This window comes from Maritimibacter sp. DP1N21-5, from assembly GCF_019218295.1.
In the GTDB taxonomy this organism is placed as follows: domain Bacteria; phylum Pseudomonadota; class Alphaproteobacteria; order Rhodobacterales; family Rhodobacteraceae; genus Maritimibacter.
Genome location: NZ_JAHUZF010000007.1, coordinates 165,781 through 188,970 on the forward strand (window position 1 = coordinate 165,781; position 23,190 = coordinate 188,970).

Annotated in this window: 23 protein-coding genes; 14 read left to right on the forward strand and 9 right to left on the reverse strand. The window is 62.6% G+C overall.

The features are described from left to right. The first annotated feature begins 28 nt into the window (after positions 1–28). The 8 genes from cysQ to KJP29_RS18845 all read left to right on the forward strand — a co-directional run bounded on the left by cysQ (position 29) and on the right by KJP29_RS18845 (position 9,264). Positions 29–829, forward strand: a complete 801-nt coding sequence (cysQ, locus tag KJP29_RS18810) for a 3'(2'),5'-bisphosphate nucleotidase CysQ (RefSeq protein ID WP_218465168.1) — start codon at positions 29–31, stop codon at positions 827–829. After that, positions 830–1,630 (forward strand): 3-deoxy-manno-octulosonate cytidylyltransferase, encoded by an 801-nt coding sequence (locus KJP29_RS18815; protein WP_218465169.1) that lies wholly within the window; start codon positions 830–832, stop codon positions 1,628–1,630. Next, positions 1,627–2,829: a glycosyltransferase family 2 protein gene (locus tag KJP29_RS18820; protein WP_218465170.1), complete on the forward strand. Its 1,203-nt coding sequence runs from the start codon at positions 1,627–1,629 to the stop codon at positions 2,827–2,829. Before KJP29_RS18815 ends, KJP29_RS18820 begins: the two co-directional genes overlap by 4 nt. Before the next feature lie 131 nt (positions 2,830–2,960). Further along, positions 2,961–3,857, forward strand: a complete 897-nt coding sequence (locus KJP29_RS18825; RefSeq protein ID WP_218465171.1) for a UTP--glucose-1-phosphate uridylyltransferase — start codon at positions 2,961–2,963, stop codon at positions 3,855–3,857. Positions 3,858–3,863: 6 nt separating this feature from the next. Next, on the forward strand, positions 3,864–5,075 hold the full coding sequence (locus KJP29_RS18830) for a glycosyltransferase family 1 protein (protein ID WP_218465172.1): 1,212 nt from the start codon (positions 3,864–3,866) through the stop codon (positions 5,073–5,075). A 42-nt stretch (positions 5,076–5,117) separates the two neighbouring features. After that, the gene (locus KJP29_RS18835) at positions 5,118–6,128 is read left to right on the forward strand and encodes a glycosyltransferase family 2 protein (RefSeq protein WP_218465173.1); all 1,011 of its coding nucleotides are present in this window, start codon (positions 5,118–5,120) and stop codon (positions 6,126–6,128) included. Beyond that, entirely contained in the window at positions 6,125–7,822 is a 1,698-nt protein-coding gene (locus KJP29_RS18840; protein ID WP_218465174.1) for a beta-1,6-N-acetylglucosaminyltransferase, read from the forward strand. Before KJP29_RS18835 ends, KJP29_RS18840 begins: the two co-directional genes overlap by 4 nt. Beyond that, positions 7,822–9,264: a nodulation protein NodH gene (locus tag KJP29_RS18845; protein WP_218465175.1), complete on the forward strand. Its 1,443-nt coding sequence runs from the start codon at positions 7,822–7,824 to the stop codon at positions 9,262–9,264. The genes KJP29_RS18840 and KJP29_RS18845 overlap by 1 nt, the downstream gene beginning before the upstream one ends. An 18-nt stretch (positions 9,265–9,282) precedes the next feature. On the opposite strand, the gene KJP29_RS18850 is transcribed toward KJP29_RS18845, so the two are convergent. The 7 genes from KJP29_RS18850 to KJP29_RS18880 all read right to left on the reverse strand — a co-directional run bounded on the left by KJP29_RS18850 (position 9,283) and on the right by KJP29_RS18880 (position 13,505). Beyond that, a complete protein-coding gene (locus tag KJP29_RS18850) occupies positions 9,283–9,747 on the reverse strand; it encodes a PTS sugar transporter subunit IIA (RefSeq protein ID WP_218465176.1) in 465 nt (154 codons plus the stop codon). 39 nt (positions 9,748–9,786) lie between these two features. Beyond that, entirely contained in the window at positions 9,787–10,359 is a 573-nt protein-coding gene (gene hpf, locus KJP29_RS18855) for a ribosome hibernation-promoting factor, HPF/YfiA family (RefSeq protein WP_218465177.1), read from the reverse strand. Positions 10,360–10,584: 225 nt separating this feature from the next. Continuing rightward, positions 10,585–11,196 (reverse strand): ribonuclease D, encoded by a 612-nt coding sequence (locus KJP29_RS18860; RefSeq protein WP_218465178.1) that lies wholly within the window; start codon positions 11,194–11,196, stop codon positions 10,585–10,587. A 20-nt stretch (positions 11,197–11,216) separates the two neighbouring features. Then, positions 11,217–11,663: a MarR family winged helix-turn-helix transcriptional regulator gene (locus KJP29_RS18865; protein ID WP_218465179.1), complete on the reverse strand. Its 447-nt coding sequence runs from the start codon at positions 11,661–11,663 to the stop codon at positions 11,217–11,219. Next, the gene (locus tag KJP29_RS18870; protein WP_218465180.1) at positions 11,660–12,481 is read right to left on the reverse strand and encodes a carbon-nitrogen hydrolase family protein; all 822 of its coding nucleotides are present in this window, start codon (positions 12,479–12,481) and stop codon (positions 11,660–11,662) included. Before KJP29_RS18870 ends, KJP29_RS18865 begins: the two co-directional genes overlap by 4 nt. Further along, entirely contained in the window at positions 12,481–12,735 is a 255-nt protein-coding gene (grxC, locus tag KJP29_RS18875) for a glutaredoxin 3 (RefSeq protein WP_218465181.1), read from the reverse strand. Before grxC ends, KJP29_RS18870 begins: the two co-directional genes overlap by 1 nt. Before the next feature lie 29 nt (positions 12,736–12,764). After that, the gene (locus tag KJP29_RS18880) at positions 12,765–13,505 is read right to left on the reverse strand and encodes a ComF family protein (protein WP_218465182.1); all 741 of its coding nucleotides are present in this window, start codon (positions 13,503–13,505) and stop codon (positions 12,765–12,767) included. A gap of 30 nt (positions 13,506–13,535) precedes the next feature. Between KJP29_RS18880 and KJP29_RS18885 the strand changes: the two genes are divergently transcribed. Then, the gene (locus KJP29_RS18885; RefSeq protein ID WP_218465183.1) at positions 13,536–14,348 is read left to right on the forward strand and encodes a methyltransferase domain-containing protein; all 813 of its coding nucleotides are present in this window, start codon (positions 13,536–13,538) and stop codon (positions 14,346–14,348) included. Positions 14,349–14,372: 24 nt separating this feature from the next. After that, positions 14,373–15,404, forward strand: a complete 1,032-nt coding sequence (hemH, locus tag KJP29_RS18890; RefSeq protein ID WP_218465184.1) for a ferrochelatase — start codon at positions 14,373–14,375, stop codon at positions 15,402–15,404. A 6-nt stretch (positions 15,405–15,410) separates the two neighbouring features. On the opposite strand, the gene KJP29_RS18895 is transcribed toward hemH, so the two are convergent. After that, on the reverse strand, positions 15,411–16,328 hold the full coding sequence (locus KJP29_RS18895; RefSeq protein WP_218465185.1) for a hypothetical protein: 918 nt from the start codon (positions 16,326–16,328) through the stop codon (positions 15,411–15,413). 91 nt (positions 16,329–16,419) lie between these two features. Here KJP29_RS18895 and hslV point away from each other — a divergent pair, with 91 nt between their 5' ends. The 3 genes from hslV to KJP29_RS18910 all read left to right on the forward strand — a co-directional run bounded on the left by hslV (position 16,420) and on the right by KJP29_RS18910 (position 19,328). Next, entirely contained in the window at positions 16,420–16,977 is a 558-nt protein-coding gene (hslV, locus tag KJP29_RS18900; RefSeq protein WP_218465186.1) for an ATP-dependent protease subunit HslV, read from the forward strand. A 9-nt stretch (positions 16,978–16,986) separates the two neighbouring features. Next, positions 16,987–18,294 (forward strand): ATP-dependent protease ATPase subunit HslU, encoded by a 1,308-nt coding sequence (gene hslU / locus KJP29_RS18905; protein WP_218465187.1) that lies wholly within the window; start codon positions 16,987–16,989, stop codon positions 18,292–18,294. A 323-nt stretch (positions 18,295–18,617) separates the two neighbouring features. Next, positions 18,618–19,328 carry a sugar transferase gene (locus tag KJP29_RS18910; protein ID WP_218465188.1) on the forward strand — a complete coding sequence of 237 codons (711 nt, stop codon included), beginning with the start codon at positions 18,618–18,620 and terminating at the stop codon, positions 19,326–19,328. A 5-nt stretch (positions 19,329–19,333) separates the two neighbouring features. Here the strand turns inward: KJP29_RS18910 and secA are convergent, their stop codons facing one another. Beyond that, positions 19,334–22,033: a preprotein translocase subunit SecA gene (gene secA / locus KJP29_RS18915; RefSeq protein ID WP_218465189.1), complete on the reverse strand. Its 2,700-nt coding sequence runs from the start codon at positions 22,031–22,033 to the stop codon at positions 19,334–19,336. A gap of 208 nt (positions 22,034–22,241) precedes the next feature. Between secA and KJP29_RS18920 the strand changes: the two genes are divergently transcribed. Beyond that, positions 22,242–23,174 (forward strand): peptidylprolyl isomerase, encoded by a 933-nt coding sequence (locus tag KJP29_RS18920; RefSeq protein WP_218465190.1) that lies wholly within the window; start codon positions 22,242–22,244, stop codon positions 23,172–23,174. The last annotated feature ends 16 nt before the right edge of the window (positions 23,175–23,190 follow it).

Below are 23,190 nucleotides of genomic sequence, written 5' to 3' on the forward strand. Positions count from 1 at the left end.
ATGGCAGATCCCCGGAAAGGAACAGGACTTGGACTACGAAAAGCTCATGGGTGTCCTTCGGCGGCTTGCAATCGAAGCTGGCGACAAGATCATGGAGATCTACGACGCCGACGACTTCGAAGTGAAATCCAAGTCGGACAACAGCCCCGTTACGGAAGCGGACGAGGCGGCGGACGCCCTGATTTCCGCCGGCCTGCGCGAGGTCTTCCCTGACATCGCGCTCGTGACCGAGGAACAGGCGGACACCCACGGTGAAACGGCCTCCGAGTTCCTGATCGTCGACCCGCTCGACGGTACGAAGGAATTCGTGAACCGGCGCGGCGATTTCACGGTGAACATCGCCTACGTGAAGGACGGCGTGCCCCTGCGTGGCGTGGTCTATGCCCCCGCGCGGTCCCGGATGTTCTACACGACCGAAGACGGAAATGCCGTGGAAGAAGTCGGCGATTTCGACATCGACCGCCCCGGCCGCATCACGCCGATCTGCGTGAACGCGGAACCCGACAACGCGGCGCTGATGGTCGTGGCCTCGAAAAGCCACCGGGATCAGGCGACGGACGACTACATCAACAAATACGCCGTGAAAGACATGACCAGCGCGGGATCGTCGCTCAAGTTCTGCCTTGTCGCCACCGGCGAGGCGGACATCTATCCGAGGGTCGGCCGGACGATGGAATGGGACACGGCTGCCGGACATGCGGTGCTTCTAGGTGCCGGCGGCAAGGTCGTGCGCTTCGACAACCACGAGCCGCTCACCTATGGCAAGCCCATTTTCGAGAACCCGTTCTTCATCGCCTGCGCACCCGACGTGGAGCTCAAACCCGCCTAGATGTCGGTTCTCGTCGTCATTCCGGCCCGCTACGCGTCGACCCGCTTTCCCGGGAAACCCCTGGTCGCGCTGACCGGTGCGACCGGGATCGGCAAGTCGCTCATCCAGCGAAGCTGGGACGCGGCCTGCAAGGTCGAGGGCGTCGACCGCGTCGTGGTCGCGACGGACGACGGTCGCATCCGTGATGCCGCCCGTGCTTTCGGGGCCGAGGTGGTGATGACGTCGCCATCCTGTCACAACGGAACCGAACGCTGCGCCGAGGCTTTCGACGCGCTCGGCGCGCGCTACGACATGGTCGTCAATTTCCAGGGCGACGCCCCGCTCACCCCGCCGTGGTTCGTGGAAGACCTGCTGTCCGGCCTTGGTGCGCACCCGAATGCCGAAGTCGCCACGCCCGTGCTGCGTTGCTCCGGCCGCGCGCTCGCGGAGTTCCGCGAAGACCGCCGCAATGGCCGGGTCGGGGGGACGACGGCGGTCATGGGGATCGAACGACAGGCGCTTTATTTCTCGAAGGAAGTGATCCCCTTCACCTCGGACGACTATGCGCCCGAAGCCCTCACCCCCGTTCACCATCATGTCGGGGTCTATGCCTATCGCCCCGCGACCCTCGCCGCTTACCCGCGTTGGTCGCCGGGGCCGCTGGAACAACTCGAAGGGCTCGAACAGCTCCGGTTTCTTGAACGCGACCGCCCGGTTCTCTGTGTCGAGGTGGAAGCGAAAGGGCGGCAGTTCTGGGAGCTTAACAATCCCGAAGACGTGCCAAGGATAGAGACTATTCTGGCGGAACAGGGCGAAGAATGACCATTCCCGCTGTATCGGTCATCGTCGTGAGTCGAGGCCGCCCGACACTCCTGCGCCGTGCCGTTCTTGGCCTGTCGCAGGTCTGGTATCCGAACTTCGAGATTGTCGTTGTCGCCGATGGCCCAGGATGTGCCGCGCTGGAACATTGGCAGGGCAGTATAAAGCTGATCCCCTTCGATGACGCGAATATTTCGGTGGCGCGAAACCTCGGACTCCGACACGCCGCCGGGGAGGTCGTCGCCTTCCTCGACGACGACGCGGTCCCGGAACCCACCTGGCTCGGTCATCTCATTCCCGGCTTCGTGGACCCGGACATCGTACAGGCCGGCGGCTTCGTTCGCGGTCGCAACGGCATCAGCTTTCAATGGATGGCGCAGGCGGTCAACGGTTCGGGCGTCACTCTTCCCTTGGAAATCCCCGGCGACCGAAGCGTCGTGGCAAGACCGCCGGCGGGCTTCGTGGCGAAGACGGAAGGCACCAATATGGCCTTCAGGCGGGACACCCTCGCCGCCTCGGGCGGGTTTGACCCGGCATTCCGCTTCTACTTCGATGAAACCGACGTGAACCTGAGACTTGCGCCGGGAAAGACCCTCATCGCGCCCCGGGCGCAGGTGCATCATGGGTATGCGGCCTCGGACCGTCGGGATGGCCAGCGACGGGTTCTGGACCTCTTCGAAATCGGCGCATCGACGGCCGTCTTCCTGCGCAAACATGCGCCGGGAGCGGACATTCCGCCCCATCGCGAGGCGCAGCGAACGCGCCTGATCGGCCAGATGATCGAAGGCCGGATCGAACCAAGGGACGTGAAAACTCTCTTGGCCACCTTCGATGCCGGGCTGGCCGAGGGCGCGACGCGACCGATCGTGCCGCTCGCGCCCATCGGGCCCAGCGCGACGCCGTTCCTGCTCATGGCCGCAGCCGAAAACCGGGCGCATCGGGTCCTGGCCGGGCGACCGTGGCAGGTCCGACGCTTGCGTGATACGGCGGCCGAGGCCCCTTCGGGCACGGTTACAACCGTCTTCAGTTTCTCTCCCACGGCGCGCGCGCATCGGGTGCAGTTCCACCCTGATGGCTATTGGCTCCAACGAGGCGGAATCTTCGGTCGCTCCGATCGGTCGCAGCCGCCGTTTCGGTGGCAAAGCTTCGGCAAAAGGCTGCTCGAAGAAAAGGCACGTGTTGCCAAACTGCGCAATCCATAGGCAATTGCGACGGAACGCAGGTGTCTCCAGTGCGTGCGTGGCATAACCTGCGGCACGACACGAGCCTTTGTTCACGTTGTCCCGGAGGACTGCTAGGCAAAATGGACCGAATTCAGATGCAGGGGGTTTCGATGACCAACAAAGTGACCAAAGCAATCTTTCCCGTGGCTGGACTGGGCACCCGGTTCCTGCCGGCCACCAAGTCGATCCCGAAGGAAATCATGACCCTCGTGGACCGTCCCCTGATCCAGTATGCCATCGATGAAGCCCGCGCCGCCGGGATCGAGGAGTTCATCTTCGTCACGTCGCGCGGCAAGGGCTCGCTCGAAGATTATTTCGATCGCGCCCCGATCCTCGAGGAGGACCTGAAGGCCAAGGGCAAGGACAAGCTTCTCGACATTCTGAACGCCACAAACATGCCCTCGGGCGCCATCGCCTATGTCCGGCAGGCCAAGGCGCTGGGCCTCGGGCACGCGATCTATTGCGCGAGCCGGCTGGTGGGCGACGAACCCTTCGCGGTCATTCTGCCGGACGACGTCATCGCCACCGAGGGCAAGTCCTGTCTGCAACAGATGGTCGACGCCTACGAAGAAACCGGCGGGTCCATGGTGGCCTGTATGGAGGTGCCCGAGGACAAGGCCTCGGCCTATGGCATCCTCGATGTCGACAGCGACGCTGGGCGGCTCGCCAAGGTGAAGGCCATGGTGGAAAAGCCGGCGCCGGGCACGCAGCCCTCGAACCTCGCCGTGATCGGGCGCTATATCCTGACGCCGGATGTGCTGAAGAACCTTGGTGGGTTCAGGAAGGGCGCCGGGGGTGAGATCCAGCTCACCGACGCCATCGCCGACGAAATCACCCAGGGTCGCCACGTACACGGCTACCGCTTCGAGGGCACGCGATACGACTGCGGCTCCAAGGCTGGTTATCTTCAGGCGACGGTGGCTTTCGGGCTGGACCGGCCCGAGCTTCGCGGCGAGCTGATGGAGTTCCTGCAGGACATCGTCAGCGTGAAGCTGGCCGCCGAGTAGGGCCCCTTGTCCGCCGCGAGTGCGCGACTACTGGACCTGTCCCGGCTCGTGTCCCGGGCCGGGAAGGGGCGGCATACCGGTATCGACCGCGTAGAAGGCGCCTATCTGTCGCGTCTTTTGACCGAGGATACGCCGCTCTTTGCGCTGGTCCGGTCCTCGCTTGGCTACACGCTCTACGACCGGGCCGGGGTGGAGGCGTTTGCGGCGCGATTGCTTCACGGCGCGGACTGGGGCCGGCCCGATTTTCTGTCGCCCTTCATGATCCGGGCGAGCCGGGACCGGCGCCGTGTGCTGGCCGATCTCCGGCGGCTGGCCATTGGCTGGAGCCGGGATCGCGGGCTGGCCCGGATGATCGGGAAGAGCCTCGCGCCCGGCTATGTCTGGATCGCGGTCGGGCACAGCGACCTGCGGGCCGAAACGATGCAGGCCGTGAAAAACACGGGCGGACGCATTGCCGTGATGATCCATGACACCATCCCCATCGACCGGCCCGAGGTGCAGACCGAGGCGTCGGTCAAACGGTTCCGTGGGATCGTGAAGCGTGTGGCGCAGAGCGCCGATCTTGTGATCCATACGGCAGACGCGACGCGCGCGCTGACAGAGCGCTGGTTCGCCAAGTCAGGGCGTGTGCCCGAGGGGATCACGGCGCATTTGGGGATCGTGCCGCCGCCTGTGGATGAAGGGGCGTTGTCCCCCGATTTGCGCAATATCAGAGACTATTTCGTCGTGTTGGGCACGCTCGAGCCGCGCAAGAATGTGGCGATGCTTCTGGAAGTCTGGGCGGAATTGTCTAATCGGCTCTCCGACGACCGGATGCCGGTGCTCGTCATCGTGGGGGCGATGGGGTGGCTGCGAGATCATGAAAAGGCGCGCATCGCGGCGGGGCAGGACCATGTCATCCATGCGGGTCCGCTTGCCGACGGGGCCGTCGGTGCCCTGCTGTCACGGGCGCGGGCGCTTCTCATGCCCTCCGTCACCGAGGGCTTCGGATTGCCGCCCGGCGAGGCGCTTGCGCTGGGTTGTCCGGTGATCCTGTCGGAACTTCAGGTATTTAGAGAAGTGTTTGGAAACAATCCCGTTTACCTGACGCCCAGTGACTTGTATTCTTGGGCGGCAGAAATTCAGGCGCTCACGGAACAAGAAGGCCGCAAAACGGTCGAGAACGTGCAGCTTCCCACATGGGAAGATCACTTCAAGACAGTCTTAAGGTCTTTGTAATACTGGACCATTTCAGGCCGCCGCGAGATAGAAGAGGCGTTATTGGGCATTGTGCGGACATACCGGCTCCGGCTGCTGCGAAAGCGGTGGCGCATCCGGGCGTTTCGCAAGCGCCGGGAGCTTCGATCGGTTGTCGACCGCACGGAAACAATCAGGCCGCGCGACATCCTCGTTTTCTGCACCCTGCGGAACGAAAAGGTCCGACTGCCCTATTTCCTGCGCTACTACCGCGACATGGGCGTCGCGCATTTCTTTTTCGTCGACAATGGCAGCGATGACGGCACCCGCGAATACCTCGCCGAACAGCCCGATGTCTCGCTCTGGAGCACGACGGCGAGCTACAAGCGGGCGCGGTTCGGGATGGACTGGATCAATTGGCTCCTGCGGCGTCATGCGCATGGACATTGGTGCCTGACCGTCGATCCCGACGAATTTCTCGTCTATCCCTTCTGCGACACACGCAAGCTGCGTGCCCTCACCGACTGGCTTGATGCCTCTTCGATCAAGAGCTTTGGGGCCATGCTTCTGGACATGTATCCGAAGGGCCCGATGGGCGGGCAGCCCTATTCCGCCGGTCAGGACCCCTTCGAGATCGCCAACTGGTTCGACTCCGGCAACTACATGATCGAGAAGAACAAGAAATTCGGGAACCTCTGGATTCAGGGCGGTCCCCGGGCGCGCATGTTCTTTCCCGACACACCGGCTCGGGCACCAGCCTTGAACAAGATCCCGCTCGTGAAATGGTCGCGCGGCTATACCTATGTGTCCTCGACCCACAGCCTTCTGCCGCGCGGTCTGAATCTCGTTTATGACGAATGGGGCGGAGAAAAGGCCTCTGGCTGTCTGCTCCACGCGAAGTTTCTGGACACTTTCGCAGCGAAGGCGGCCGAAGAACTGGACCGCAAGCAGCATTACGCGGCGAGCCATGAATACAAGGCCTATGCCAACCGCCTTTCCGACGATCCCGACCTGTGGTGCAAGTGGTCCGAGAAGTACATCAACTGGCGCCAGCTCGAGATTCTCGGGATCATGTCCAAGGGGAACTGGGCATGAGCGTCGGCTTTGCCATGCTGGTCCACACCTCGCTGAACCGCGCGGCACAGGTTGCCCGGCATCTCGCCCGCAACGATTGCCCCGTTGTCATCCACGTCGACAAGAAGGTCGCGCGGCGAAAGCATGCCGAATTCGTGGCAAGCCTTTCCGACCTGAAGAACGTGCGCTTCTGCCGACGCTACAGCTGCGAGTGGGGCACCTGGTCCCTGGTCGAGGCATCGCAGGCGGCGACCGAGATGGTGCTCAAGGATTTCCCCGAGGTCCGGCATGTCTTTCTCGCCTCCGGGTCCTGCCTGCCGTTGCGACCGATACAGGAGCTGAGGGATTATCTCGCCGAGCGGCCTATGACGAATTTCATCGAAAGCGTGACGACCGAGGACGTTCCATGGACCGTCGGCGGCCTCGATATCGAACGCTTCGTGCTGCGGTTCCCGTTCTCCTGGAAGAACCGTCGGCGCGCCTTCGACTGGTATGTGAAGTTTCAACGCCGGATCGGCTTCAAGCGGCGCATCCCCGATGGGCTCGTGCCCCATCTGGGCAGCCAGTGGTGGTGCCTTACCCGCCAGACCCTGACCGCCATTCTCGAAGACCCGGACCGCGCCACCTATGACCGCTATTTCAAGAAGGTCTGGATTCCGGACGAAAGCTATTTTCAGACCCTGGTGCGGCTCTATTCCACCAACATCGAAAGCCGGTCGCTGACGCTCTCCAAGTTCGATTTTCAGGGCAAGCCGCACATTTTCTACGACGATCACATGCAGCTTCTTCGCCGGTCCGACTGCTTCGTCGCCCGCAAGATCTGGCCCCATGCGGAAAAACTCTACGCCGGGTTCCTGTCGGATGATGCATCGATCTTCACCGGGGCCGAGCCGAACCCGTCCAAGATCGACCGAATTTTCTCGAAGGCGGTCGAGCGCCGCACCAAGGGTCGGCGCGGACTTTACATGCAGTCGCGGTTTCCCAACGAGAACTGGGAAAATGGACTGACCTCGTCCAACTACTCCATCTTCGAAGGTTTTGCCGAACTCTTCGAGGATTTCGAGGACTGGCTGTCGCGGGTCACCGATTGCCGGGTCCACGGGCATCTCTATGCGCCTGAGCGGGTCGAATACGGTGGCAAACAGACGGTATTTGCCGGCGCCCTGACCGACAGCGCCGATCTGCGAGACTACAATCCGCGCGCGTTCCTTACCAATGTCATCTGGAACACGCGGGGCGAACGGCAGGCCTTCATGTTCGGGCCGCGTGACAATCAGGATATCTCTTGGGACGTGGCCAAGGACCCGAACGCCCAGATCAGCGTGATCTCTGGTGCATGGGCCGTGCCGCTGTTCTACTCCAATGCCAATTTCTCGGACATCCGGCGCGAAGCCGCGAAGTTGCAGCGCACCGAGGCCGAGCATCTTGAAATCCTTCAATCGGTCTGGACCAAGGCGCGTGTGCGGATCTGGACGCTCGCCGACTTCATTGAGAACCCGATGGAGCCGCTCCAGACCGTGATTGACGAAATCGGCGCCCGTCAGGCCAGCCGTCTGACCGAAGCGCCTCGCATGAAATCGCTCGAAGGCTTCGGCCAGTTCCTGCAGAACCTCAAGAACCAGGGCATGCAGCCGCATCTCATGGGAGATTTCCCGGTCGGTACCCCGATCAAGTCCGAGCGGCGCAAACCCGGCAAACCCTATCTGGTAAAGTGATGTCCCGGCCTTTCGACTATTTCGTCATACTCGCGGAAATGCGGACGGGTTCGAATTTCCTCGAATCCAACCTCAACGAGTTTCCGGGCCTCCAGTGCTATGGGGAGGCCTTCAATCCATACCTGATCGTCGACCCCGAGAAGACCGATCTCTTCGGCATTACCCTCGCCGCGCGGGATGCCGATCCGCTGCGTCTGATCGACGCGATGAAGGCGAACACCGAAGGTATCCCCGGCTTTCGGCTGTTCAACGACCACGACCCGCGCGTCTTCGATCACGTGATGAACGACCCGCGCTGCGGCAAGGTCATCCTCAACCGTAATCTCGTGGATGCCTGGGTGAGCCAGCGGATCGCCTGGTCGACAAAGCAATGGCAGTTGAATGACCACACCGACGCCAAGAAATGGAAGGTGAAGTTCGATCCGAAGGACTTCAAGCACATGTATTTCCGGGTGAAGGACCGCCAGCGCGAGATCGCGCGGCGGCTTCAGGTCACGGGGCAGGCCGGGTTCTACATCGACTACGACGACATTCAGGACCTGCGCGTCATCAACGGGCTCGCCCGCTTTCTAGGCGAAACGACCGAGCTTCCGAAGTTTTCGGACAAGTTCAAGAAACAGAACCCGGAACAGCTTGCCGACAAGGTCCGGAACTTCGAGGCGATCGAAGCGACCGTCAACGACATCGACCGCTATGACCTTGGCTCGCTCCCGAATTTCGAGCCGCCCCGTGGTGCCTCGGTCCCGAGCTACGTGACCGCCGCGAAATCGCCGCTCTGTTTCATGCCGATCCCCGGTGCGCTGGACGACGACGTGCGGAACTGGCTCGCCGCGCTGGATCAGGTCGACCCCGAAGCGCTTGGCGCGGGTTTCACGCAAAAGGAACTGCGGCAGTGGAAGAACCACAACAAGGGGCACCGCAGCTTCACGGTCATCCGGCACCCCGTTGAACGCGCGCATCGGGTTTTCTGCGACTATGTGCTCAACGAAACGCCCCGCACGATCTGGCCACTCCGCCATGGGCTGATCGAGAAATACAAACTCCCCATGCCGTGGCACACTCCGGTTGGTGAAGGTTATGACGTCGTTCAGCATCGGCACGCGTTTCTCGGCTTTCTCCAGTTCGTGACCGGGAGCCTGAACGGGCAGACCGCGCATCCCGTGGAACTCGCCTGGGCGACGCAGGACAACATCGTGCGCGGGTTTTCGGAATTCGTCGCGCCGGATCACCTTCTGAGGGCGGATCGGATCGAAGAAGGGCTCGCGCTCATATCCATGGAGATTGGGGTGGAGCCCTGCGACATGGCCCCGCGGAGCGAAGAAGGCCCCTTTGCGCTCTCGGCTATCTATGACGAGGACGTCGAGCGCGCCGTGCGCACGGCCTATGCCCGCGACTACATGGCCTTTGGCTTCCCGCGATGGGACCGGAAGATGCGAGGATAAGGTAATCGCCCGGGGCGATCAGGCGGCGCGCGTCGCCTGATCGTCGGTCAGGATCGTATGGAGCGTTTCCGGATCGGTGTTCGCCCGCAGCTTGGCCATGACGCCCGGATCGCGCATGGTGCGCGACACCAGCGCGAGCGCCTTCAGGTGCTCCACCCCGGACCCGTCCGGCGCGAAGAGCGCGAAGACGAGGTCCACCGGCTGCCAGTCGACGCTGTCGAAGTCCACCGGTTTCTCGATACGAAGAAAGGCACCGACAACATGATCGAGGCCGGGCATCCGGGCGTGCGGAAGCGCGATGCCGTGGCCGACGCCCGTCGGACCAAGGTTCTCCCGTTCCTGCAAGGCGGCGAAGGCAGCCGACGCATCAAGCCCATAGGTCCCGGCGACGATGTCGCCGAGATCCTGAAACAGACGTTTCTTGCTTGAAACGTTCGCGACCACCTTCACGGCGGCGGGCCGAAGGATACTGGATAGCTGCATAAGTCCCACTGTTCACCCGGCCATTGCTCGATGCCTCTGTCAGGCCGTGCCGGGATCAATCCAACCAATGTTTCCGTCTTCGCGGCGGTAAACGACGTTCACGCCATTCGATTTTTCGTTGCGGAACACGAGCACCGGCGCATGCGCCAGTTCCATCTGCATCACCGCTTCGCCGACCGAGAGCGACGGGATCCGTGTTTCCATCTCTGCGATGATCATCGGGTCCATGCTGTCGGTATCGGGTCCGTCGGCCCCATCTTCCGAGGCGAGGATATACGAGGAACCGCCGAAAACTTCAACCGGATCGAGTCTGGACTGGTGATGGTTCTTCAGGCGACGCTTGTAACGGCGCAACTGCTTCTCCATCTTCTCCGCGCATTGATCGAAAGCGGCATAGATTTCGGTCGCATGGCCCTTTGCCTGCGCGGTGAGCCCGGTGGACAGGTGCACGACCGTTTCGCAGACGAACTCATGCGCGACCTTGGAAAACGTGACCTGCGCATCGGTCGGACGCTCTGCATATTTCTGCACCACACTCCCAAGCTCGTCCTTCACATGGACCTGCAACGCATCGCCGATGTCGATTTGTTTGCCGCTGATCAGATATTGCATGGATGGCTCCTTCTTCGTTGGGAGGGGTTCAGACAAGATGCAGGCGTGCGCCCGAATAGACGTGAGATTTCATTGGTCTATGGAAGTCACGCGATCCGAGGGGTTCGGATCTGGCCCATGCGGCATCCAATTTGGCGCGGCATGTAGGGGTTTGCGCAGCGTCGTGCATCCCCATCATTCAGCGCTTGAAATCTTGCGTTGTCAATTCTCGGCACCGTCGCGGGCCTAATGAGCGAAAATGTCGATCTCCGGCCATCCGGCCAGATCGAGCCTGGCCCGTGTCGGAAGGAAGTCGAAGCAGGCCTGCGCCACCTCGCTGCGGCCTTCGCGTGCGAGCCGCGCATCCAGCTTCTCGCGAAGCCGGTGCAGGTAAAGCACATCTGACGCAGCGTAATCGAGCTGGGCCTCGGTGAGTTCCGCGGCACCCCAGTCGGATTGCTGTTGCATCTTGGAAATGTCGATTCGCAGAAGCTCCTCGCAAAGGTTCTTCAACCCGTGCCGGTCGGTATAGGTGCGCACCAATTTCGAGCCGATCTTGGTGCAGTAGACGGGTGCGGCCAGCACGCCGAAGGCATTGAGCAGCGCCGCGATATCGAAGCGACCGTAATGGAAAAGCTTCAGCGTGTCGGGGTCCGCGAGCATCTTCGCGATGTTGGGCGCCTCGGTCTGGCCCTTTTCGATCTGGACGACATGGGCGTGACCGTCGCCACCCGACATCTGGACGACGCAAAGCCGGTCGCGGTGCGGGTTGAGGCCCATGGTTTCGCAGTCGATGGCCACGACCGGCCCAAGCGACAGTCCGTCGGGAAGGTCATGCTTGTAGAAATGGTTCGCCATTCGGATCGCCTTTCGTATCGCTATTCCAGAGCATCGAATTTCGTGCGCATCTCGCGCAGTACCGGCAGGACGGCCCGCACCTTTTCTTGTCCGATGGACCGGACCACATCGCCGATGATCGGGGTGATCACGGCAAGCGCGGCGTCCCGCGCCTTGCGTCCGGCGGGCGAAATCGTGACCTGTTTGCGCCGCGCGTCGTCCCAGTCGGGGTGGATATGGATATGACCGGCCCATTCGAGCTTGTTCAAGGTATTGGTCATCGCGCCGCGGGTCACATGGAACGAGCGGGCAAGCTGGGCCGGGCTTTTTGCCTCGCCAGCCCGCGCGAGGTGATTCAGGACCGAGAAATGCGACAGCTCCATGCCTTTGGGCAGCGCCTTGGACAGGGCGGTGCGCGCCAGCTGGTCTGCCATGAACATTTCGCTGAACAGGGCGACCGAGAGCGAGTCGTTGGTTGAATCGGTCATACGGGTCCTTCGAAGTCTCGGTCGTGCGACAGGCTGGGAATGCGTCTGCGTGATCTATCTACCTCGGACAGGTCGAGTTCAACCATGCTGACACCCGTCTCGGTGCCCGCATCCAGAAGCACCTCGCCCCAAGGCGCAACGACGAGAGAGTGGCCATGGGTCGCGCGTTTCGCCGTGTTCTGGCCCGTCTGCGCCGGAGCGAGGATGAAACACCCGGTTTCAATGGCGCGGGCGCGGAGCAGAACCTCCCAGTGGGCGGGTCCGGTTCCGGTCGAAAAGGCCGAGGGAACGGTGATGACCTGCGCCCCCGATTGTGCCAAAGCCCGGAAGAGGCGGGGAAAGCGAAGGTCATAACACACCGTCATCCCCATCGCGCCCAAGGCTGTGCGCGCCAGAACGGCGCGGGTCCCGGGACGGTAGCCGGCACTCTCGCGATAGCTTTCCGTTTCGGAGACATCGACATCGAACATGTGGATCTTGTCGTAGCGGGCCACGATCCGCCCCTGCGGATCGATCAGGATGGATCGGTTCGCGAAGCGACCGTCAGGATCGTCGGTCTTGAGCGCGAGCGAGCCGATCAGGAGCCATTTTCCCAGCCGGGCCGCATCAGCTCGCAGGGCCGCAAGCGTCTCGTCGTCTTCCTCCCGGCGCAGAACCTCGTTCTGTCGCGTCCGGCTGGTCGAGACGCAATTTGTGACCTCCGGCGTCAGGATCAGATCTGCCCCGGCGTCTGCTGCGTCCTGCACGAACCGACGCGTGATGACGAGGTTCTGTGCGGGGTCCTCGCCCGAGCAGAGTTGAACGAGCGCCGCCTTCATCAGGCCGCGAGCATCGGATCGAGCTTGCCGTTCCGGTCGAGTTCGAAAAGATCGTCGCACCCGCCGACATGGTGCTCGCCGATCCAGATCTGGGGAACGGTGTGGCGTCCGCTTCTTCGCATCATTTCCTGACGCTTTGCGGGGTCATGGGCAACGTCGATTTCCTCGAAGGCGATGCCTTTCTTCGATAGAAGGCGTTTCGCGGCGTGGCAGAAGCCGCAAAGCTGGGTGGTGTAGATAGTGACAGGCTTCATGTAGAGTTCCTTTCGGGATTACCCTCTACTTAAGCATCCCGGACCACCCGTGCCAATGTGGCGATGCAAACCTGTTTGGCGCCTGCCAAACGCGCCGCTTCCGTCGCTGCGGCCAGCGTGGCGCCCGATGTCATCACATCGTCCACAAGGAGCACGTCGCGCGAGGAGAGGGCAGACCCGAACTTCGGATGCGGTCGGATCGCGCCCTCGAGATAGGCGAAGCGCTGATCGAAGCTCTTGCCTTCCTGCGTGTCGCCGCCCTTGACGCGCACAAGCGCCCGCGTCTCGACCTTCAGGCCGGACGACCGGCCCATCGCCCGTGCCAGTTCCGCGGCCTGGTTGTAGCGGCGTTTCAACAGGCGCCGCCAATGGGCCGGGACCGGCACGATGATCATCTCGTCGGTCAGGACCGGAGCGGCGGCACGGGCGATCCAGCGCGCCGCCGGGATCGCGATGTCGGGCCGATCCGCGTGCTTGAGGGACAAGACGAGCCTGCGCCCGTTTCCCTTGTAGAGAAGGGCCGTTCGTCCATGGTCCCAAGGCCGCGCGATGGTGAGGCAATCGTCGCAACAATCGGTCTGGCCGTCGCCTTCACCCACAAGGGGCGCGCCGCACAGGTCGCAGGCGTGGCCCGTGACGAAATGAGTCTCGCGCCAGCAGGCCGCGCAAAGCCCGCCGTCATCGTTCACGGGTTCCCCGCAGCTCGCACATTGCGCCGGGTAAACCGCGTCGATCAACCACCCTGCCACACGGCCCGCAAGCGATTGCATATTCCGCGCCTCCATCTATGGTCTCGCGCCATGACGCGCCTGACCGATCCCGACCGCCTTGACCGCATTCGCGCCCGCGCCACCGCGGAGGGCATGTTCCTGCAAGAGGCCGCGGCTCTCGAAGTCGAGGATCGCCTGAACGAGGTTAACAGGACGTTTACGTCTCCAGCCGTCGTGACCGGATTCCCCGAGGTTTGGTCGCGGGTCTTTCCCGACGCAAGGATCGTGCCGGATACCGACACGCTCGATCTCACCCCCGGCGCGCATGACCTCGTCATACACGGGCTCACGCTTCATTGGGCGAACGATCCCGTGGGTCAGATCATTCAGTGCCACCGCGCTCTGAAGCCGGACGGGTTCTTCCTGGGCGTCATGTTCGGAGGCCAGACCCTTGCCGAACTTCGCGCGGTCATGGCCGAAGTCGAGGTCGCGCGCACCGGCGGGCTGTCACCCCGCGTGCTCCCGATGGGTGAAATCCGGGATCTGGGCGCGCTCCTTCAGCGGGCAGGCTTCGCGCTCCCCGCCGCGGACTCCGCACCTCGCACCGTGACCTACCGTGACGCCTTCGCACTCCTCCACGATCTGCGGGCCATGGGCGAGGGGAACGCCATGACGAACCGCGCCGGTTTCACGCCCCGCACCTACTTCGCCGAGGTTGCCGCCCGCTATGCTGACAGTTTTCCGGCGGAACAGAGTCGCATCGCGGCCACTTTCGAGATGATCTTCCTCGCCGGATGGGCGCCCCACGCAAGCCAGCAGAAACCGCTTCGCCCCGGATCCGCCGCGGCGCGCCTGGCCGAGGCGCTGGGCACCGATGAAACCAAACTGCCGCGAGAGCCGTAAAGGCCGGGACACCAAGGGACCGACATGCTGAAGCCAGAAAACCACCCCGCCATTCCCGCGCCCAAAGTCGGCGTGCTCTTCGCCAATCTCGGGACGCCGGATAACTACGACTACTGGTCGATGCGCCGTTACCTGAGCGAGTTTCTCTCCGACCCGCGGGTCATCGACCTGCCGAAATGGAAATGGCAGCCAATCCTTCAGGGGATCATCCTGTCGTTCCGACCCTTCACGTCCGGCAAGAACTACAAGTCGATCTGGAACCACGAGGCCGGGGAAAGCCCGCTCATGACGATCACCAAAGCGCAGACGACCGCGATGGCCGAGAGCCTGCAGGGCCTGTTCGGGGATCAGGTGATGGTCGATTTCTGTATGCGCTACGGCAACCCCTCGACCGCGTCCAAGGTCCGGGCGATGGTCGAGGCCGGATGCCAGAAGATCCTCTTCTTCCCGCTCTACCCGCAATATTCCGCGACCACGACCGCCACCGCGAACGACAAGTTCTTCACAGCCCTCGCAGGCGAACGCTGGCAACCCTCGGTGCGCACGGTGCCCGCCTATTTCGACCGGGAGGATTATATCGAGGCGCTCGCGCAATCGGTCCTGCGCATCTTCCCGACCGAGGCCGACGCGCCCGAGCGCCTGATCTGCTCCTATCACGGGATGCCCATGCGCTACCTCACCGCCGGCGACCCCTACCATTGCCAGTGTCACAAGACGACGCGGCTCCTGGCCGAGCGGCTGGGATGGACGCCGGGGCGGATCGTGACAACGTTCCAGTCGATCTTTGGCCGCGACGAATGGCTCAAGCCCTACACCGTGGTCGAGGTCGCCCGGCTGGCCAAGGAAGAGGGTATTCGCCGCATCGCCGTGATGGCGCCCGCCTTTTCCGCCGACTGCATCGAAACGCTGGAGGAGGTGGACGGGGAAATCCGCGAAGCCTTCGAACACGCGGGGGGCACGAGCTTTACCTATATTCCCTGCCTCAACGACGACGCGGAGCATATCGCGGCGCTGACGAATGTGGTGGCCGAGAACCTGCGCGGGTGGATCGACTAGGCCGGGTCAGAACTCCCAGCCATGGCCCCGGCAGGTGGCGAGGATCGCGTCGCCAGCACCGGGTGCGTCGGCCTTGATCGCATTGAGCTGGACGAACCAGAAAAGATAGGCCGCGAAATCCGGCACATCGGTTTCGGCCCGCCGGAACGCCTCGTCCACGCCCAGGGCCGCGACACTCGGCATGACGTGATGGAAATCGGATTTTGCGAACAGCACCGCAGGCTTTTCAAAGAAATAGCCTGACAGCGCGGCGGTGGAGTTCATCGTCGCCACGAGGTCACAGGTGCGCAGCGCCTCGTCCATGCCCCCTGTTTGCAGCGTCACGCGGGCGTCCGCTCCGGCAATCGCGGTGACCGCCGCGATCTCGGCCTCGGAATAGATCTCGCCCGGATGCAGGCCCAGCAGGATGCGCCGGTCCCCGGCCTGCGCCTGGACCGCGCCGATCATCTCGACGGGCGACATGGTCTGGAAAGACCGGTGATCGAGGAGCCGCCCTTGCAGCGGCACGTAGATCATCCCGAGCTTCTCGGCCCGCTCCGGCAATTTCCGGAAAATCCATTTCCGCCAGTCCGCAAACCACTTTTTGGCCAGAACAGGGTCTGTTTCGGCAGGATCGAAGGCGCGTTGGGCCACCGCAAACTCCCACCGCTCGGCCACCTTCTCGATCCGCCAGAAGGGGTAGTAGTAAGCCTTGCGCATGGTCAGCGATTTCTCGTGAAACGGCTCGTCCATGAGGAACATCGAATAGCCGTTGCGCGCGCCCGACTTCATCCGCTCGTCAAAGCTGTTCTTGCGCAACTCGACGCGGAAACCCTCGGCCTCGAAGGCCTCTGTCATCACGCGCACGAAGCCAAAGGTCCCCGCCCGCGCCGAGGCGAGCATGTTGGGATCGAGGTAAATGCGCAGGATGCGGGGTTCGGCCATGGCGGGAGGCTACTCGGCGCTCGTTCCAAGGTGAAGTGGTTGTCGGCGGGAGAACGGGGGGCCATATATCCCCTCGACCGAAGGAGGCATTATGGCAGACAACGATTTTCCCGGCTGGCACGGCACCACGATCATCGGCGTGCGCAAGGGTGGCGAAGTGGTCGTCGCGGGCGACGGGCAGGTGAGCCTGGGCCAGACCGTGATCAAGGGCTCCGCGCGCAAGGTGCGCCGGCTGTCCCCCGGTGGCTATGACATCGTGGCGGGCTTCGCGGGATCGACGGCGGATGCCTTTACGCTGCTTGAACGGCTCGAGGCCAAGCTCGAGGCCACTCCCGGCCAGCTTGCCCGTGCGAGCGTGGAGCTGGCCAAGGACTGGCGCACGGACAAATACCTTCAGAAACTAGAGGCCATGCTGATCGTCACCGACGGCGCGGACCTCTTCGTCATCACGGGTGCGGGCGATGTGCTTGAGCCCGAACATGACGTGGCTGCGATCGGGTCTGGCGGCAACTTCGCTCTCGCCGCTGCCCGCGCCATGATGGACACGGACAAGGACGCCGAGACGGTCGCGCGCTCCGCCATGGCCATTGCCGCCGACATCTGCGTTTACACCAACGGCAATCTGACCGTTGACAAGATCACGAAATAAGAGGCGGACATGACCGACCTGACCCCCCGCGAGATCGTGAGCGAGCTCGACCGTTTCATCATTGGCCAGAAGGACGCGAAACGCGCCGTCGCCGTCGCCCTGCGCAACCGCTGGCGGCGCAAGCAGCTGTCCGACGACCTGCGTGATGAGGTTTATCCGAAGAACATCCTGATGATCGGGCCCACCGGTGTCGGGAAGACCGAGATTTCGCGTCGCCTGGCCAAACTCGCCCGCGCGCCCTTCATCAAGGTCGAGGCGACCAAGTTCACCGAGGTCGGCTATGTCGGGCGCGACGTGGAACAGATCGTTCGTGACCTTGTGGACAGCGCCATCGTGCAGACCCGTGACTGGATGCGTGAAGACGTGAAGACCGCTGCCGAACACAACGCCGAGGAGCGGGTCATTTCCGCTGTCGCCGGTGACGGGGCGCGTGAACAGACGCGCGAGATGTTCCGGCGCAAGCTCCGCTCGGGCGAGCTGGACGACACGGTGATCGAACTGGACGTCGCGGACACCGGTGGCGGTATGCCGATGTTCGACATTCCCGGCCAGCCCGGCATGAACATGGGCATGATGAACCTGTCCGACATGTTCGGCAAAGCCTTCGGCGGGCGCACCGTGCGCAAGAAGATGACCGTCGCCGAGAGCTATGAAGTGCTCGTCGGGGAAGAGGCTGACAAGCTTCTCGACGACGAGGCGGTGAACAAATCCGCGCTCGAGGCCGTCGAACAGAACGGCATCGTTTTCATCGACGAGATCGACAAGGTCTGCGCCCGCGCAGATGTGCGCGGCGGCGATGTGTCGCGTGAAGGCGTGCAGCGCGATCTGTTGCCACTGATCGAGGGCACGACGGTGTCCACGAAACATGGCCCGGTGAAGACCGACCATATCCTCTTCATCGCGTCAGGCGCGTTCCATATCGCGAAACCCTCCGACCTTCTGCCGGAGCTTCAGGGGCGGCTGCCGATCCGCGTGGAATTGCGTGCTCTGACCGAAGAGGATTTCGTGCGCATCCTGACCGAAACGGACAACGCTCTGACGCGGCAGTATACCGCGCTCATGGGCACCGAGAATGTCGAGGTCGGTTTCACGGAAGACGGGATCGCTGCGCTTGCCGCCATCGCCGCCGAGGTCAACACCTCGGTGGAAAACATCGGCGCGCGCCGGCTTTATACCGTCATGGAGCGGGTCTTCGAGGAGCTCTCCTTCGCCGCGCCCGACAAGGCCGGCGAGAAAATCACGGTCGACCGGGCCTTTGTCGAGGCCAACCTTGGCGCTCTTCTGGAGAAATCGGACGTGAGCCGCTACATGCTGTGATCGGGTGTCCCGTCGCGATCGTAGGCATTCTCGGAAATGCCAGGTGATTCGCGGCGGCCTGCGAGACCTGCTCGCTCTTCAAGCGAGAGTCGGGTTCTAGCGCGCTTGCCAATACAACCTCAGGGTGATTCCCGTCTGGTCGGAATTTGTGAGCCTCTGCAAACATTTAGGATAACCGGGCGGTCCAATTAAGCCGCCGTCGGACTGTGAGTTCGCCTGCGACCTTTTCAGCACAAGCGAAACAACCCTTTGACAACAAAGGAGCAGGCACTAAACCTTAGGTAGAAAACGCGGGTCGGCGTAAGGTTTGAGTGGAGGCACAGATGGAGTCTGGTGACGTATTGCGTCCGGGTGGCGCATACCATGACGCGGATCTGGCACCCCAGTCGCACCTGACTGGGCCACCGATCGTTCACAATTACGGGTTGTATTCCACCGTCGGGAAACGCGCGCTCGACCTGCTGCTCGCGGGCCTCATGCTGCCCGTGGTCCTGCCCATCGTCGCCATCCTCTGGGCCTTGACCCGGCGTGACGGGGGCGTTGGCTTCTTTTCGCAACCCCGCATCGGGCGCTGTGGCCGGGAGTTTCGCTGCTGGAAGATCCGGACCATGGTTCCAGATGCCGAGGCCCGCCTCGCGTCTTGTCTCGCCAATGATCCTGCCCTCGCGGCGGAGTGGCGCGAAACGCGCAAGCTTGCCCGCGATCCGAGGATTACCCCGCTCGGCCACTTCCTTCGCCGCAGCAGCCTCGACGAATTACCCCAGATCTGGAACGTGATCCGCGGCGATATGAGCTTCGTCGGGCCCCGCCCGGTCGTGCACGAAGAGATCGAGCGCTACGGGCGGTTCCGCCACGCCTATTTCTCTGCCCGTCCGGGCATTACCGGACTATGGCAGGTCAGCGGGCGAAACCGGGTCAGCTATGCGCAAAGGGTGCAATTCGACGTCGACTATGTCAGCCGATCATCGTTGCTCCTCGATCTGACGATCATCCTGCGCACCGCTGCGTCCGTCGTGTCAGGCACGGGTCAGTAGATCGGTTAGACGGCACCGTGGCAGTGCTTGAACTTCTTGCCCGAACCGCAGGGGCAGGCGTCATTGCGTGACGGATTGCCCCAGGTCGAGGGGTCGCTTTCGTCAAAGCCATCCCGCGGCTCGCCGGGTTCGGACGGGCCGGAGGCATGCGCTTGATCCGCGGCAGCGGCCATTGTGGCCTGTTGCTGCTGCATTTGCGCCAGCATGGCCTGACGTTCCTCTTCCGTCATGGGCCGGACCTGACCGAGCTTCTGGGTCACGTCGCAGCGCAGACCGTCGAGCATCCCCTCGAAAAGCTGAAACGCCTCGGACTTGTACTCATTGAGCGGATCGCGCTGGGCATAGCCCCGGAACCCCACCACGGACCGCAGGTGTTCGAGCGTCAGGAGATGCTCGCGCCATTTCGCGTCGATGGTCTGGAGCAGCACCTGCTTTTCGATCGAACGCATGGTTTCAGGGCCGAAGGCTTCGGCCTTGTCGGCCATCTGCTTGTCGGTCGCTTCCGCAATCCGTTCGCGCATCGCATCATCGTCGACGCCTTCTTCCTCGCCCCAGGTGATGATCGGCAGATCTGCGTTCAGGACTTCGATGCTCTTGGCATAGAGACCTTTCAGGTTCCACTGGTCGGCATAGGACCGGGCCGGCATGTGTTCGGACACGAGGTCTTCGATCACCTGATGACGCATGTCGCGGGCGACCTCAGACAGATCCGAGGTTTCCATAATCTCGCGCCGCTGGCCGAAGATCACCTTGCGCTGGTCGTTCATCACGTCGTCGAACTTGAGAAGCTGCTTGCGGATGTCGAAGTTGCGGCCTTCGACCTTGGCCTGTGCGCGTTCGAGCGACTTGTTCACCCAAGGGTGAATGATCGCCTCGCCTTCCTTCATGCCCAGCCCCGACAGCACCTTGTCCAGACGCTCGGACCCGAAGATCCGCATGAGGTCATCCTCGAGCGAAAGGAAGAAGGACGAGCGCCCCGGATCGCCCTGACGACCCGAACGACCGCGAAGCTGGTTGTCGATCCGGCGGCTTTCATGGCGTTCGGTGGCGAGAACATAAAGACCGCCAGCCTCGAGCACCTTGGCCTTTTCGTCCGCAACCTCGGCTTCCGCCTGCGCGCGCAGCGCCTCGGGGTCGGCGTCGGGATCGGCATCCAGCGCATCCTGCACCTTCATTTCGACGTTGCCGCCAAGCTGAATGTCGGTGCCGCGACCGGCCATATTCGTCGCGATGGTCACGGCGCCCAGACGACCGGCTTCCGCAATGATCTTGGCTTCCTGTTCGTGCTGGCGCGCGTTCAGGACGTTGTGCGGGATCCCTTCCTTGGTCAGGATATTCGCCAGCACCTCGGATTTCTCGATGGATGTCGTGCCAACAAGCACCGGCTGGCCCTTTTTGTTGGCCTTGATCACCTCTTCGATGATCGCCGCGAACTTTTCCTCGGTGGTGCGATAGACCGCGTCGTGTTCGTCCACGCGGGCAATCGGACGGTTCGTCGGCACTTCGACCACGCCCAGCTTGTAGATCTCGTCGAATTCTTCCGCCTCGGTCAGCGCCGTCCCGGTCATGCCGGCGAGCTTGTCGTAAAGCCGGAAGTAGTTCTGGAACGTCACGGAAGCGAGCGTCACGTTCTCGGGCTGGATCGCGACGCCTTCCTTGGCCTCGATGGCCTGGTGCAGACCGTCGGACAGGCGACGCCCGGCCATCATGCGTCCGGTGAACTCGTCGATCAGCACCACTTCGTTGTTGCGAACGATATAATCCTTGTCCTTCTGGAAGAGCTTGTGAGCCCGAAGACCCTGGTTCACGTGGTGAACGACCGTCGTGCTTTCGGGATCGTAAAGCGTCTGACCCTCCGGCAGGATGCCCGCTTGATGAAGACGCTCTTCGAGGAAGTCGTTGCCTTCGTCGGTGAAGGTCGCCGAGCGCGCCTTTTCGTCGAGCGTGAAGTGCTCTTCGGTCAGTTCCGGGATGATCCGGTCGATGACCACGTAAAGCTCCGACTTGTCCTGGCTCGGGCCCGAGATGATCAGCGGCGTCCGCGCTTCGTCGATGAGGATCGAGTCCACTTCGTCGACGATGGCATAGTGATGGTGCCGCTGGTTCATGTCCTCGATCCGCGACTTCATGTTGTCGCGGAGATAGTCGAACCCAAGCTCGTTGTTGGTGGCATAGGTGATGTCGGCGGCATAGGCGCCTTTCTTCTCGGCGTCCGGCTGCTGCGGATAGACGACCCCGGTCGTCATCCCGAGATGGGCATAGACCTTGGACATCCAGTCGGCATCCCGCTTGGCGAGGTAATCGTTCACCGTGACGATATGCACGCCCTTGCCTGTGAGGGCGTTGAGGTAGGCGGGAAAGGTCGCGACGAGCGTCTTGCCTTCGCCGGTCTTCATCTCGGCGATATTGCCCTGATGCAGGAAAATCCCGCCGATAAGCTGGGTGTCGAATGCCCGAAGGCCAAGCGCCCGGCGTGCGCCTTCGCGGCAGTTCGCAAAGGCTTCCGGCAGCAGGTCGTCAAGGCTCTCGCCCTTCGCGAGCCGCTCCTTGAACTCGGCGGTCTTGTCGATCAGTCCCTGATCGGACAGCGCCTTGAACTCTTCCTCCAGAGCGTTGATCTTTTCCACCACCGGGCGCGTCGCCTTGATCTTGCGATCGTTCGGCGTGCCAAAGACCTTCTTGGCGATTGTTCCAAAACCCAGCATGTGCTCTCCGCTCGATGCGCCGTTCCGCGCCTGACATTCTCTTGATCTCGCAGGGGTTCTTGCCGCGCCACGCGAGGCCCCATATCAAGGGCACCAAGATGGCCCCGAAAAGGACCCTAGCGATGTAGGCTCCGGGGCTCGGATAGTCAACGATGCCGGGGAATCCGGCACAGGTTCGGCGCCTGCCGGACCCAAACAAGGAGGTCTTATGACCCATATACCCACCCGCACCTCGATTTTCGCGGCTACGCTCCTGTCCGCGTCGCTTTCCCTGCCCACATGGGCACAGGACACCACGACGCCGGATGCGGAAAGCCCGGCTGCCGAAACCGCACAGGGTGCGACTGAAACCGAAACGCCTGCGGTCGACGTGTCGCCCTCGATGGTCATTGCTTCGGTGAACGGTGAAGACATCACGCTTGGCCACGTCGTCGCTGCACGTGGCGAACTTCCGCAGCAATATCAGCAACTTCCTGACGAAGTTCTACTTCCCGGGCTTGTCGACCAGCTCATCCAGCAGACGCTTCTGAGCCAGGCCATCGACGATGTGTCCGAGCGCGTGCAGATCGAACTCGACAACACCAAGCGGATGCTGGTCGCCGCCGAGCAGATCGAAAGCGTGATCTCGGATGCCGCCACAGAAGAAGCGATCCAGTCCGCCTATGACGCGCAATATGCCGACGCCGAGCCGACGGACGAATGGAACGCGTCGCATATCCTCGTCGAGACCGAGGAAGAGGCCGCCGATCTCGCAGAGCAGGCTCGGGCAGAAGGTGCCGATTTCGCCGCGCTGGCCCAGGAGTTCTCGACCGGGCCTTCCGGCCCCAATGGCGGCGAACTTGGCTGGTTTTCCGCCGGCATGATGGTTCCGGAGTTCGAAACCGCCGTCTCCGGCATGGATGCGGGCGCCGTGTCCGACCCGGTCCAGACCCAGTTTGGCTGGCATGTGATCAAACTCAACGAAGTGCGCGAAAAGGGCGCTCCCACACTGGATGAAGTCCGTGAACAGATCGTGGCCGAGCTTCAGTCCTCGGCCGTGGAAGACGCGATCGCCGAGCTTATGGAAGGCGCGGACATCCAGCGCACTGAACTGACGGACGTTCCGCCTTCGGTCCTCTCCGATCCGTCGATCTTCGAATAACCGTCATCTGGGAAAG